At 46.9% G+C, this 14,437-nt stretch carries 10 protein-coding genes; 5 read left to right on the top strand and 5 right to left on the bottom strand.

Annotated features, from left to right (window positions below; all coding sequences use genetic code 11):
* The first annotated feature begins 39 nt into the window (after nt 1–39).
* On the top strand, nt 40–390 hold the full coding sequence (locus tag ACTQ9T_RS06495) for an IS630 transposase-related protein (protein WP_352310224.1): 351 nt from the start codon (nt 40–42) through the stop codon (nt 388–390).
* A complete protein-coding gene (locus tag ACTQ9T_RS06500) occupies nt 317–883 on the top strand; it encodes an IS630 family transposase (protein WP_440464397.1) in 567 nt (188 codons plus the stop codon). The genes ACTQ9T_RS06495 and ACTQ9T_RS06500 overlap by 74 nt, the downstream gene beginning before the upstream one ends.
* 375 nt (nt 884–1,258) lie before the next feature.
* Here the strand turns inward: ACTQ9T_RS06500 and ACTQ9T_RS06505 are convergent, their stop codons facing one another.
* Both ACTQ9T_RS06505 and ACTQ9T_RS06510 read right to left on the bottom strand, forming a co-directional pair.
* A complete protein-coding gene (locus ACTQ9T_RS06505) occupies nt 1,259–2,098 on the bottom strand; it encodes a hypothetical protein (protein ID WP_440464523.1) in 840 nt (279 codons plus the stop codon).
* 153 nt (nt 2,099–2,251) lie between these two features.
* Nucleotides 2,252–4,378, bottom strand: coding sequence for a hypothetical protein (locus ACTQ9T_RS06510; protein WP_440464524.1), 2,127 nt, complete (start codon nt 4,376–4,378; stop codon nt 2,252–2,254).
* Between the two features lie 489 nt (nt 4,379–4,867).
* Here ACTQ9T_RS06510 and ACTQ9T_RS06515 point away from each other — a divergent pair, with 489 nt between their 5' ends.
* The gene (locus tag ACTQ9T_RS06515; RefSeq protein ID WP_440464525.1) at nt 4,868–6,034 is read left to right on the top strand and encodes a MalY/PatB family protein; all 1,167 of its coding nucleotides are present in this window, start codon (nt 4,868–4,870) and stop codon (nt 6,032–6,034) included.
* A gap of 62 nt (nt 6,035–6,096) precedes the next feature.
* On the opposite strand, the gene ACTQ9T_RS06520 is transcribed toward ACTQ9T_RS06515, so the two are convergent.
* The 3 genes from ACTQ9T_RS06520 to ACTQ9T_RS06530 all read right to left on the bottom strand — a co-directional run bounded on the left by ACTQ9T_RS06520 (nt 6,097) and on the right by ACTQ9T_RS06530 (nt 11,411).
* Nucleotides 6,097–7,662, bottom strand: a complete 1,566-nt coding sequence (locus ACTQ9T_RS06520; RefSeq protein ID WP_440464526.1) for an FGGY-family carbohydrate kinase — start codon at nt 7,660–7,662, stop codon at nt 6,097–6,099.
* Between the two features lie 154 nt (nt 7,663–7,816).
* Nucleotides 7,817–9,478 (bottom strand): glycerol-3-phosphate dehydrogenase/oxidase, encoded by a 1,662-nt coding sequence (locus tag ACTQ9T_RS06525; protein WP_440464527.1) that lies wholly within the window; start codon nt 9,476–9,478, stop codon nt 7,817–7,819.
* Nucleotides 9,479–9,650: 172 nt separating this feature from the next.
* Entirely contained in the window at nt 9,651–11,411 is a 1,761-nt protein-coding gene (locus tag ACTQ9T_RS06530; protein WP_440464528.1) for an FAD-binding oxidoreductase, read from the bottom strand.
* A 474-nt stretch (nt 11,412–11,885) separates the two neighbouring features.
* On the opposite strand from ACTQ9T_RS06530, the gene guaA reads away from it, so the two are divergent.
* On the top strand, nt 11,886–13,490 hold the full coding sequence (guaA, locus tag ACTQ9T_RS06535; protein ID WP_440464529.1) for a glutamine-hydrolyzing GMP synthase: 1,605 nt from the start codon (nt 11,886–11,888) through the stop codon (nt 13,488–13,490).
* Between the two features lie 277 nt (nt 13,491–13,767).
* Complete coding sequence (locus ACTQ9T_RS06540; protein ID WP_440464530.1) at nt 13,768–14,361, top strand: hypothetical protein; 594 nt, start codon at nt 13,768–13,770, stop codon at nt 14,359–14,361.
* The last annotated feature ends 76 nt before the right edge of the window (nt 14,362–14,437 follow it).

The raw sequence follows: 14,437 nt of genomic DNA on the forward strand, positions 1-14,437 counted from the left end.
ATACAATCCTATTAACAATTGCATTTAATGAAATAAACGATGACGTATTCAATAGACTATCGCAAACAGGTACTTTCTAGCATAGCTGATGGTATGACCATACGAGAAGCTGCGCTATTTTATGGACTTAGCACCAGCACCATTCATAGCTGGCAGCAGAACCTAGCTCCTAAAACAACCAGAAATAAAGCACCAACTAAAATACCTGATGACGCATTGATTGAAGACGTAAAAAGATACCCAGATGATTATAACTATGAAAGAGCTCGTCGCTTGAACTGTAGTAAAACGGGCATCTTCAATGCTTTAAAGCGTCTTGGTATCAGTCAAAAAAAAGACCTTAGAACACCCGAAAGCGTGTCCGATAAAAAGAGCGATATTCCAGAGTAAGCTTGATCGCTTTACTCAGCAAGGCTATCCCATTGTCTATATGGATGAAAGCGGCTTTGAGGCTGAAACCATTCGTTCTCATGGCTATGCACCGATAGGTAAACCCTGTATCGATAGCTACAACTGGCAAGCAAAGAAGCGTACGAATGTCATCGGAGCTCTCTATGAGAAAATGCTGTTTGCGCTTGAGTACGTTGAGACAAATATCAATAGCAATATATTTTATGACTGGTGTAAGTTCACACTTATTCCAAGTCTTAAAACCAAGAGCGTGATTGTCATGGATAACGCTCGGTTTCATAAAAACAGACGTATTCAAAAACTACTCAACAGACATGGCCACCGTATTCTTTGGCTGCCGCCGTACAGCCCCGATCTGAACCCTATCGAGAAAAAATGGGCACAGGCTAAGTTTCTACGCCAAGGGTGGATGGAGAATAATCTACCTAAACTGTTTCATGATATGGGCTGTATCGATTTTATAAAGACTTAACTATATATAGATGTTTTTTAGCCGTGACTGACGCGGTATCCTGTGCGACTAAGCGAGTTGTGGGCACTCGACTGAGGGTAGTATCGAGAATACAGGAATGCCATCAGCCGTTAGTGCCCGCCTCGCTTAGGGGTGCAGATACAAGCAAAAAGCGCGATCAGCTCCAACCCTTTATTAGGATTATGACTACCTTCGATTTTTAGATAATTCTCAACCTGTTCAGCGAGTTACACCGCGCCAACCACACCTTACGACCTTTCTAATACTTTTAACCTGAACAATAAAAACCCCGCCATGGCGAGGTCTCATTATTTTATCGAGTATAGCTGGCTAACACTGTGCCAGCGTTAGCAACTTGGCTCTGATTGACTATGATTATTTAGCCGATTTGTAGTAATCAACCATCATCGTGCCTAACGTGCCATTGTCATCGATAGTGACGATTCTGACCGTACCTGACTGTGCTGCGGTACTGGATTGCACTTGTCCAGCATTACCTAAGACGACTTGGTTGGTTTTGGCTGCCATTGCTCCGTTACCGATAGCGATGCTGTTCATACCGCCAGCCATAGATTTATTGCCTAGCGCGACTGAGTTTGCACCTTGTGCGGCTGCCGCTTCACCCACTGCCGTAGAGCGTACGCCACTAGCATTGGCTAGATGACCAAACGCTTGCGCGCGTTCGGCAGTGGCTTTTGACTGCCAACCGATAGAGGTTGAGCCTAAACCTGCGGCATTGGCTTCACCACCGACAGCCGTTGCTGAGTTCAGACCTGCATTGGCTTTGTTACCGACGGCGACGGTATCATTGCTGCCACCAGCCATGGCGGCTTCACCGACTGCGGTAGAGCGAACACCGCTAGCATTGGCTAGATGACCAAACGCTTGCGCGCGTTCGGCAGTGGCTTTTGACTGCCAACCGATAGACGTTGAGCCTAGACCTGCGGCATTGGCTTGACCACCGACAGCGGTTGCGGAGTTTAGACCTGCATTGGCCATATTACCGATAGCAACTGTGTCGTTAGTGCCGCTAGACATAGCACTATTGCCTAAAGTAATGGCAGTAGAGTTAGCGTTTGCCATCATTTGAGCGTTTGCAGTAACGGGCTGAGCCTCAGCGCCTGTTGCCATAGCAGTGCATGCAGAAGTGGCAGCAATGGCGAGAGTAAGCGCACTAATTTTTAGCGTTGATTGTAGTAGAAAGTCCATTTTCATGAGTAAATCCTTTTTAAAAGCCCAAAAGGCTGGTTGGTTTGATTACAGAGTAGGTGCGGCAATAAGTAAAATAAATATACTGCAAAAAACCCCGCAATCGCGAGGTTTTATTGAGTTAAATAGCGATTGATTGAGTCGATACTTTTGCGCCATTTACCAAGCGAAGGTTACTCCGCCACGTGCCCCGACTTTTCCAGTATCAAGACCAAATCCTGCACCCGCTGAGATCGTCATGCTGTCATTCACGCGTCCAGCAAATGAGGTGCTCAGTGCTGAGCCACTATTATAATAGCCTGTGCCAATGGTCATGGCGTAGCGTTTGCCTGAAGGAATGACTGGTGTCTCGAGCGCTAGCGCCATCGCGATGCCGTCTTCCGCTTCATCTAAGCGATCTTCTTGACGGTTGTACTCGTTGCGCAAATCGTTAATTTGTCTCGCATTGCTAACTGAGGCTGTGCCTAAGTTGGCGACTTGAGCATCTGTGTTGGCTAGCTGGTTTGCGGTAGCCAAAGAGTTGACAGAGACGCTAGCGCCTAACGTGCCATTGGCATCGGTAGTGACTATGTTGGTTGCGCCTGACTGTGATCCCGTACTGGCTTGTAATTGACCGGCATTACCTAAGACGATTTGGTCATCGCTTGCCGCTGTTGCACCGTTACCGATAGCAATAGCATTTGCGCCGCTAGCACTAGATTTATTACCCACTGCTACAGAAGAATCACCTTGCGCTGCTGCCGCTTCGCCTACTGCCGTAGAGCGTACTCCTGTTGCTGATGCTAAGTGCCCAAAGGCTTGCGCGCGTTCGGCGCTTGCAGTTGATTGCCAACCTACTGCGGTAGACCCTGCTTGAGTGGCTTGAGCTTGCGCACCGACGGCGGTTGAAGAAGTGCCAGAAGCAGTCGTCTGACGAACACCACTTCTGTCCCCGCCAATGGCAACGCCATCAAGACCCGAAGCGACTGAGTTGTTACCGATAGCGATGGCGTTGTCTGACTCAGCGCTGGCCGCTTCACCAACCGCAGTTGAACGCAGGCCAGTCGCAGAAGCTAAATGACCGAATGCTTGCGCACGTTCGGCAGTGGCTTTTGACTGCCAACCGATAGAGGTAGAACCTAATCCTGCTGCATTGGCTTGACCACCGACTGCAGTGGCTGAGTTCATGCCTGCGTTTGCCGCGTTACCGATGGCGACAGTATCATTAGCACCAGCTGCGGTAGCTGCTTCACCGACAGCAGTAGAGCGTACGCCGCTGGCATTGGCTAAGTGACCGAATGCTTGCGCGCGTTCGGCAGTGGCTTTTGACTGCCAACCGATAGAGGTAGAGCCTAATCCTGCAGCATTGGCTTGACCGCCAACTGCAGTGGCTGAGTTCATACCTGCGTTTGCCGCGTTACCGATGGCGACGGTATCGTTGGTGCCACCTGCCACGGATTTATTACCCAGCGCTACCGACGCTTCGCCTTGAGCAGCGGCTGCCTCACCGACAGCAGTAGAGAGTACGCCGCTGGCATTGGCTAAATGACCGAATGCTTGCGCGCGTTCGGCACTAGCGGTTGATTGCCAACCTACCGCAGTAGTACCCGTTTGAGTGGCTTGCGCCTGCGCACCGACAGCAGTAGAAGAAGTACCCGAAGCAGTCGTCTGACGTAAACCACTTCTGTCACCGCCGATCGCCACGCCGTCATCGCCTGAAGCCACGGCAGTGTTGCCTATCGCAACCGCATTAGTACCTGAAGCCACGGCATCTTCAGCACCAGCAAAACTTTGGTCGCCTGATGCGGTCGTTTGATGACCGACTGCGGTAGCCATAGCCCCAGAAGCTTCTGCCTGCCAACCCAAAGCGGTTGCGCCTGGGGTATTCGCTAAGCTTTCGCCACCAATGGCAGTCGTCGAATTGCCTAACGCCTGCGCACCTGCGCGCGAGCCATTTTCAGATACACCACCGCCAAGTGCTACAGCATCGATACCGTCAGCTTGTGAGTTCGCACCAATAGCGGTAGCATTTTCAAAAGAGGCAAAGGCGGTGTTACCGATCGCCACAGCGTTTTCATCCGACGCAAACGCATTTTGACCCACTGCGGTGGCGTTGTCGGCAAAGGCGCTGGTGTTCGGGCCACAAGCTAGGGCATCTGTCCCAAAGCTGGTTGCGCCTCCTGTGTCTCCACTGCCTAATTGACATTCAGCTGCCATCACAGCGGAAGTACTCAAAGAAGCAGCGGCAATGGCTAGGGTAAGCGCACTAATTTTTAGTGCTGAGCATGGTAGAAAATCCGTTTTCATAATGCTATATCCTTTTTTAAAAGCCCTCGGGGCTAATTGGTTGGTAGAGGTCAATGTCTATGTTAACGCTCGTCATATCAGCGTACTCTGACGTAAACGACTAGGGCGTGTCATCATTTAGATTGTGAGGCTTAAACTGAGGAAAATTGCAGCCAAACAAGAAAGAAATTGCCGTAAATATGAACATATTGACAAGGTTTCTGACGATGTTTGGCAAAATTTAACCATTTTAAGACCACTAAATGTATCCATGTACTAATTGATAACACGGCCTAAATACTATTCAGAATTCGCAATATAAATGTAACATTAATATTTGATGAAAATTTAATTATTGTTAGCATTATTTACTCAAAGGTCGTTTAAGCCGATGAATAGATAATTACGGTTGAAAGAGGCTAATACTGCTAGGGCGTGTCCTAATCATTCAAACAGTAAAGACAACGCTATTATCTAGACTATAATAAGTGACCACCATCTGTTAGGAGAATGTCAGTGCTATATAACTTTGATGAGATAATTGATAGGCGTGATACGGGGTCAGTCAAATGGCACTATACCGATGACACGATTCCACTATGGGTGGCGGATATGGACTTTAAGGCTGCCCAGCCGATATTAGACGCGATTGAGAAAATTGCGCAGCATGGCATATTGGGCTATACCAAACCCACTGCGGCTTTGTATAAATCGATTATTGACTGGCATGGCAGTCGCTATGATTTGTGGTTGGATGAGAAGCATATTTTGTTCTCACCCGGTGTCGTGCCAAGCCTCGCACTGATGATGAGCGTATTTACTGAAGTAGGGGATGCGGTACTGGTCAATGATCCCATTTATACACCCTTTATGACTAAGGTGGAGCAAAACGGTCGCAAGCTGGTGACCTCTGCATTAAAAGAGATTGAGGGCAAATATCGCTTGGATTTGGCTGATATCGAAGCCAAGATAATCGAGCATGACGTCAAGCTTTATTTACTGTGTAATCCGCACAATCCGGGTGGACGAGTATGGTCGATTGATGAGCTAGAAGCACTGCTTGCAGTTTGCAAAAGGCACAATGTAGCGATTGTCAGCGATGAGATTCATCAAGATTTAACCTTACAAGGTCACAAATTCACGCCTTTTTTGACGCTAGCAAAAGGTTATGAGCACAAGGTAGTAAGCCTTACTTCTATGACCAAAACTTTTAATATCGCTGGTATCAAAGGCTCGCTGATATTTGCTAAAGATGAGTCATTAATCAAAAAAATCAGCCAACGGCAGCAATTAAATGACGAGTATGAGCTGAATTTATTTGCTTATGCGGCTATGCGTAGTGCTTATGAACAGGGCGGTGAGTGGCTTGAGCAGGCGCTTGGTTATATCGAGTCCAATATCGAATTAACGATTCACTTTTTAGAAGGGCATCTACCTAAGATTAAGGTTATGCGCCCAGAAGCCTCGTATTTAATCTGGCTAGATTGCTCGGCGTATGGTCAAGAGGATCAAGTGCTTTATGAAACGCTTAGAGACGCTAAAGTTGAGCTAAATTCTGGTGTCAAATATGGTAATGAGGGACATCTTAAAATGCGTATTAACGTGGCCTGTCCTCAAGCGGTATTGATAGAAGGCTTGAACCGTATTTATACAGCCTTAAATAGTGATGACAAGTAAACAGCAACGCAAGCCATCACTCCTAATCAAGATTAAGGTTAGGCTGGCGCAGACGTTTTATCTTATTTGGCAGGGTAGCCGGTGATGTCTTGAATGCTATGATACAAGGGCTGTAAGCGCTCGTACATCTTTAGATAGACTTCATTATACAAGCGCTTGTACAGCTGGACATTAGCATCAATGGGTAAGAATTCATCGCCCAAATGGGTCATCGCTTGTGTCGCGGTTAAATGGTCAGGATAAACGCCAAGACCCACCGCACAGTTGATGGCAGCGCCTAAGCCTGAGGCTTCATAAGTATGCGGTCGGTAGGCGGGCATACCAAAAATATCTGCTGTGAGCTGCATGGCTGAGTCACTTTGGGAGCCGCCGCCAGAGACGCGCAAGTGTTTGATGGGCTTGCCCGTGCGCTTCTCAATGGTATCAAAACCAAGCTTAAGCTCGTAGGCCAACCCTTCTAAGATAGCGCGGTAAACGTGCGCCCGCGTGTGCACATCGCCGAAGCCAATGAGCGCGCCTTTGCCCTCAAGCCCCGGATGACGAACACCGGGCGACCAATATGGCTGCATCATCAGACCCATAGACCCTGCCGGAATGTCTTTGACCGCTTGATCGAGGAGCTTTTCGGTATCGATACCCTGAGTCTGCGCCAGCTGCTCCTCGTAGTGAGCAAACTGCTCTTTAAACCAGCTGACCATCCAAAAGCCACGATAGATCATATACTCATGATTGTAATAGTTTGGCGCAGCGGCGGTGTAGGCGGGCATGTGCTTGAGGACTTCGACGTAATCGGTAGAGATGGTGTTAATAGTGGCAGTGGTACCAAAGCTTAAGCAGGCCGTGTCGGTAGCTAGACCCGCTGCCCCCAGAGCTTCGCAGGCTTTATCGCTGGCGGCAGCAATCATCGGTGTGCCCTCAAGGATGCCTGTGGCCTCGGCGGCTGCCGTGCTGATTTGACCGAGCTTTTGACCGGGCGAGATAATTTTGGGCATTTGATCAGGGGTACAGCTGAATAAGCGCCATTTGAGATCTGTGGGTTTTAGCCACTTTTGTGCTTTAAAGTTGTAAGGCAGGTAGCCAACCGAATGGCCTGTCGAATCAGCGAGTTCGCCTGTGAGCTGATAGGTGAGGTAGGCGGAGAGATTGACATAGTGCGCAGTCTTCGCCCAGATTTCAGGCTCGTTTTGCGCGAGCCAATTACAGCGCGCTTTTTGCTGCGCCTCGGAGACTAGCTCGCCCATGCCGATGATTTTGGTCAGTGGACTTAGGAAACCAATATCATTGGTCTCAGCGCGGCGCAAATCCATCCATACGATAGCAGGGCGCAGCGGCTGTTTATCCTTATCCAAACATATCATCGTATAGCGCTGGGTCGCGAGACTGACACCGGCGATTTGTGCTGGGGTGACATCGCAGCTTTGCCATAACTGCTGACATGCCTCGCTGAGCTTTTGCCAATAATAGTCGGCATGCTGCTCGGCATAGTTGGGCTGATTAGAGAAATATGGCTCGATAGGCACACGGGCTTTGGCGATCTCAGTGCCGAATTGATCAAAGATAAGCGCTCTGACGCTTTGGGTGCCGTTATCGATAGCTAAGAAATAAATCGGGTCATCAAGAGTGGTCATAGTTGTCCTTAACTATGTGGTGATAATCATAAACGTCAAAACGTGCTACTGAAATACATTTTCCTTGCTTGATGTGCGACCTCAAAACTCCAGAGGCTGCGCAAAATATATCCCAGTAGCACTGACCTTGAATATCAACGTAACTTTAAAAAAATTAAGCCGCAGGCAGATGATAATAGCGTTGCCATAAGTTTTGATAGCGCTCAATTTCTTGCTGCCACCTTTGCTCATCCCAGCCCAGCTCCTCTTGGCAGATTGGCTTCAGTCTGGCGCTAATCAATGGCGTCATCGCGCCGTGCGGTAGTATCAAACCTAAGCGCGTGCGCCGCAATAGTAAGTCATCTAAATGAATCACTTGCTCATAATGCGCGGCAAATCGAATCTCCGCCCAAATGGTATTGCTATCGGTGACGTAAGCCAAATCATCGTCATGGGCAAGTTCAAGCAAGCTGTCAAGTTGCCGGCCATAAAACCCTTGTAAGCGCTGTTGTAAAGGTTTTGGTAAAGTCGCAAACTTAGGATTGGTTGGAATTTGATTGCTAAAGACTTGGTCGTTATCTAGGTTGTTGTTTTGAATAACTGATTCATCAAGGGCGAGCACTTCTTGACACTTTTTAAGGACATCGAGGGCAATCAGGCGAAAGGTAGTCAGCTTACCACCGCTGACAGTCACTAGGTTGTTATCTAGCCATACGCTATGGTCGCGCTTCTCTTTGCTCGGACTGACGCGCTTACCATCGCCACCCTCAGAAATCAGCGGACGCACGCCTGCCCAAGTGCTGATCACATCCTCTCGGTTTAGGTTGACGTCATCAAAGAGATCATTGGTCGCAGTCAACAGATAGTCCACCTCTTCGCTGGTGATGCCGACCTCTTCATCGCCTAACGGTGGATGATCCAAATCGGTGGTACCAAGGACGGTGCGGTTCTCCCAAGGGAAGACAAAAACTGCTCTTTTATCGATAGGATGCAAAAAGGTATAGGCCTGCGTAAGCGGTAAACGCTCTTGGCTAACCACCAAATGACTGCCGCGAGACGGACGAATTTGCTTATTAAAGGTTTGCTCGGTTTGTTGGCTGGCTTGCATCCGTAGCGTATCTGCCCAAGCGCCCGTCGCACTGACGACAACTTTGGCATGAACGTTATAAGTTTGAGCGTTGTTAGCAGTTATAGAATCTGAATCAGCGGTATCTTTGAGCGCTGCCCCTACCACCAATCCCTGCTCATTAGTGAGTAACGACTCAGCTTTTAAGTAGTTAATCGCCTGCGCACCGTCATGTATCGCCTCGTCTAGCACGCGCATCACGAGTCGCGAGTCATCGGTAACGGCATCACTAAACTGACTGGCACCCAAAAAATTATTTTGCTTGATATGAGGATTCAGACGCAAAAAAGCGTCCTTTTTAAAGTAGGTAAAATAGCGCTTACCTGCCAGCTTATCGTAGACACGAAGCAAAGTATTAAATATCCATGGCGGTGGAAACTTGCCTTTATAATGCGGCATAACGAAATGCATCTCGTTGACCAAGCCGCCAGCCTCACTCAGCATGCGCTCACGTTCACGCACGCTAAGCAAAGTGGTCTTATAGTCGCCTGATGCGATGTAGCGCAGCCCACCATGTACCATTTTACTAGAGCGGCTGGACGTGCCCCAAGCAAAGTCTTTTTGCTCGATAAGTAATACCGCCAAGCCGCGCCGCGCTGCTTCGCGGGCAATCCCAGCACCAGTAATACCGCCGCCAATAATGAGCATATCCCAAATCTGTGATCGAGATAGGGGCGCTAGGGCTTGCTCACGTTGTGTGGTTTGGTTCATAGATGATTCATCTTAGTTATCCATTGATATGACATAGGCAGTTTTAAACAAAAAAGCGTCATGATTACGGTGTGCGACAGCAATAGTTTTTTCTTGCATGCTGTGCGCTTCGCCAGATAGAGGCTGCGTAAAAAATATTGCTATAGCACTTATCGTTCCTCTTTTTAAGCAATCACTTTTCAAGTAAAACGCCCGGATTCATACGTTGTTCAGGATCTAAGCTTTTAATCATATCACTGGTGACTTGTAGGCCAAGCGCGCCTTTTTCAGCGCCAAGATAAGGGGCGTGATCACGACCAACGCCATGCTGATGCGATATCGTGGCTGTACCATTAGCCAAACTAACACTGGCGGCATGTTTGATTTTTTGCCAGCGTTTTAAGGTAGCAGCGTGATCTTTTGCCGCTCTAAAGAAGTAAGTGGTATAAAGACTGGCACCTTGCTTATAAACGTGCGAGATATGAGTAAAGGCCATCACTTCTTCGCCTTCATCTGCTAATGAAGTTTTCACCGCATCCTGCATCTGCGCCATTTGCTCATCGATATTAATCCAGTTGGTCGCGGTCTCAAAGGTATCGACCATGATGCCTTTTTCCCACAACGTACCACGCAAATAAGGAAACTTAAAACGCCCGTGTGCCCAGATATTGCCCATGATATCGGTCAGCTTACCCGTGACACTGCCGTGCTGCTTTAGTAGTTTTTTAAACTGGGTAAGTGCCAATTTATTCTGTGCTTTGTCACCTGAGACGCCATAAGTCAGCATGACTTTATCTGAGCTGAGTCCGCGCGCTTTTAGATAAGTGCTGATCGCTAAAAATTGACTAGGCGTAGTGCCCAGATGTAAGTGAGCGTCAGTCTCAACCGCATTACTTAGACGTAGCATAGACAGACGGATATTACTTTGCACCGCTTGTTTTAATACGGCTTTACCTGCTGCCCAATTGGGTAAAAAAGCAACTTTGAATAGCTCTTCTTCTGGTTGTGACTGTACGCGCATTTTGACTGTCGTAAAGATGCCAGCACGACCTTCGGTGCCCATCATCATCTCACGCAAATCAGGCCCTGCCGATGACGCCGGAATATCAGCGATATTTAGCACACCTTGTGGGGTAACTAGCGTACCGCCCGCAAACATTTGCTCGATGCGCCCGTAGCCCAACGACTGCTGACCACTGGAGCGCGCGGCGATCCAACCGCCAAGGGTTGACAGCTCCCAAGACTGCGGATAATGTCCTAGACGGTAACCGTGCTCGTCCAATTGTGCCTCAACCGCAGGCCCTTGCGTACCCGCACCAAAGGTTGCGATTTGACTCTCGGTATCTAAGTCAATCAGCTGATCCATCTTGCTCATGGCGATGGTCAATACGGCACGCGAGCCCTTTTGCGGATTGATATGACCGACGACTGAAGTACCGCCACCAAACGGAATGACGATAAGGTCGTGCTCGCTGGCAAGCTTTAATAAGGTTTCGACATCATCAGTCGATTCAGGGAAAGCGACACCATCAGGGAAGACTTCAAAGTCGCCACCGTGCATAGCGATCCAATCGGGGAAGCTTTGCCCACGCGCATGTCTGAGTCTAACTTCACTATCGATAGATACCGTATCAAGATCGGTAAGGGCGGTAGGTAAGCGCGATTTGGGCACAGTTTTGAGCACTTGTTGCAAGCTCACAGATTTTAGCTTATTGGTTTTGCCGATGTGTGATTTGATCAATTTTGCGCCATGTGGCGAGACTTTTTTATTGATACTGACATTGCCCCAACCATTCCAGCGCGTTTGCTCGATGGGGGTATTTAAGGAGGTATTATCTTTTGAGACGCTATCTACACTGATGTTATCGATATTTTTATTATCAGAATTTACGGCGATAGGTGCAGACTGGTCAGATTCAGGACTTTTACGGATAAGAGATTTGATTTTGCTCATAGAGAGTTAGCCTTTCGATTTATTATATAGTCAAATCCTATATAAATCGGATGCGAGGTCAGGCGCGCTCAGTCTACTATCCTGTAGACACTTCACTCGTCTTCCTTGTATCCAAATTATCTTGAACCGACTATCACTTTTATTTAGGTTTGGATTGAGATCTGCTGTTAATAATTAGGCGCAATTTAGCGACGGCCCAATGTCTGGTAATGAGCGTGAGCTAACGATACTAAATCTATCGCATTAAAGCCAAATTGCTTATCATTTGAGCATATCACAATATAAACAAAAATTTTATAGGTACTCGTCATTTGTATAATAAAAAATTATCGTCTTTGGCGAATAATTATCAATATTCACTAATAATTATCGATAACCATCAATAATCGCGAACAATTACGCATCTAATAGCCAATAGAGGGCGTAAACTTGTTAAAATAGGCCACCAATTTATTTATTGATGGACATCGATTTATGACCACTGCCGCTGCCACTTCTGCAATACCGACTATCAAGCAAGATCGCATTCTTATCCTCGATTTTGGCTCGCAGTACAGCCAGCTTATCGCCCGCCGTGTGCGCGATTCTGGGGTGTTTTGTGAGATGCTACCCTTTGATATCGACACTCAGCGAATTACTGATTTTGGTGCCAAAGGCGTTATCTTGTCAGGCGGCCCTGAGAGCGTACACGCAGAGAATAGCCCGCGTATCAATGATGCGGTGTTTGACTTGGGCGTACCAGTATTGGGTATTTGCTACGGCATGCAAGCGATGGCAGATCGTTTTGGCGGGCAGGTTCATGCCAGTGATATCCATGAGTTTGGTGCAGCGACGATCAACATCAATGGCACTTCTACCTTGATCGATGGTATTGAAGATGCGGCTGGCACGCTCAATGTCTGGATGAGTCATGGCGATAAAGTGATTGAAGTCCCTGAAGGCTTCGATATCGTCGCCAGTACGCCAAGCTGTCCGATTGCGATTATGGCCAATGACGACAAGCAATATTACGGTCTACAGTTTCATCCAGAAGTGACGCATACCTTGCAAGGTCAAGCGCTGCTTGGTCGTTTCGTGCATCAAATCTGCGACTGTTCAGGCGATTGGACGCCAGACAATATCGCTGATATGCGTATCGCCCAGTTAAAAGAGCAAATCGGTGACAAGCAAGTATTGCTAGGTCTATCAGGCGGTGTCGATAGCTCAGTGGTCGCAGCGTTATTGCATAAAGCGATCGGCGATCAGCTTACCTGTGTATTTGTAGACAACGGCTTGCTGCGTCTGAACGAAGGTGACCAAGTCATGCAAATCTTTGCAGAAAACATGGGCGTTAAAGTGATTCGTGTTGATGCAGAAGATTTATTCTTAAATGCCCTAGCAGGCGAGTCTGATCCAGAGAAGAAACGCAAAATCATTGGTAAAACGTTCATCGACGTATTCGCTGAGAGCGCGCGTCAAGTGAGCGAGCAGAGCGATGGTAAAGTCGTTGAGTTCTTGGCGCAGGGTACGATTTATCCTGACGTTATCGAATCTGCCAAGTCGCATCAAGGCAAAGCCCATGTGATTAAGAGCCATCATAACGTTGGCGGTCTGCCCGATGACTTGGCATTTAAGCTGATTGAGCCATTACGTGATTTGTTCAAAGATGAAGTCCGTAAACTGGGTATTACTTTGGGTCTGCCAGCCAAAATGGTTTATCGCCATCCGTTCCCAGGTCCAGGTTTGGGCGTGCGTATCCTTGGCGAAGTGACCAAAGAATATGCGGATATCTTGCGTCAAGCTGATGCGATATTTATGGCTGAGCTAGAAAAATCAGGCTGGTACGATAAGACTGCACAAGCATTTGCGGTATTCCAACCAATCAAGTCAGTTGGCGTAGTAGGTGATGGCCGCCGCTATGCGTGGGTAATCGCGTTACGTGCGGTTGAAACGGTAGACTTTATGACTGCGCGCTTTGCACATCTGCCATATGATTTGATCGAGACGGTATCGAATCGTATCATGAATGAAATCGCGGAAGTATCACGCGTCACTTATGATGTGTCGAGCAAGCCACCTGCGACGATTGAGTGGGAATAACACTTAATAAAAGCAAACTAAAAATCTGATTAGCGTCGTCAAACTCGTTCAGCCTACTTGATGTAGTGCTATCACTCGTTTTCCTCGCTACTCAAATTTTTTGAATTGATATACAGCTTGTCGTAAATGAAAAACACTCAACTTAGTTGGGTGTTTTTTATGCTAAATAATTTTCACAAGTAACCTCAATCTTCATTATTATGTTTAATAATTAAAATTTTATGAGAATAAAATACTATAATTAATTTTCGAATTTGACAACTTAGTTAGGGCAGAGATGACTATAGAACGCGTACCTTCTTTGGAGAAGTTGAATAAGACTACAGTAGATACTAATAAGAATGAGAAGCCGACACGCATAAATCAGGCTGATGAAATGCTTGCTACGTTCGTTGGTGATAAATACGACATTTATTACCGTAATAAGTGGTTTAGCGGTAATGAACCCAGCCTTGATCTTAGAAATATGAAAGTATCACTAAGAGGTTTCAACTTAGCTAGTTTAATATTCGAATGGACATGGTTTAGCTATCGAAAAATGTACTTTTACAGTGCAGCCTATCTATTTTTCGTCAGTATTTTAGATGTGATTTCAATGCATATATTTGGAATGGATTCCTATAACAATCTAAAAGTCTCATCTTATTTAGTTGGTGGACTTCTCGCACCTTTTGTATCTAATCATTTATATTTATACTTCAGTATACAACAAGTGAAAAAGGCTCTAGCTCAGTCTACTAACACTGAAAAAGCTAAAATAATTCTAACAAAAGAGGGAGGCACATCTTTAGGCAAGGCTATTGGGTTTACTATAATGATACTTATATTATCCGCTATTGTAAGAGAATTGCTTTCACCAAGTTGGTATTAGTAGCGCAATATCAAGAACACTTATGAGTTTTTAATGTAAAACTCTATTAGCAACTATATGACTTAATCAAAATACT

The organism is Psychrobacter sp. ASPA161_6 (assembly GCF_051970285.1).
In the GTDB taxonomy this organism is placed as follows: domain Bacteria; phylum Pseudomonadota; class Gammaproteobacteria; order Pseudomonadales; family Moraxellaceae; genus Psychrobacter; species Psychrobacter glaciei.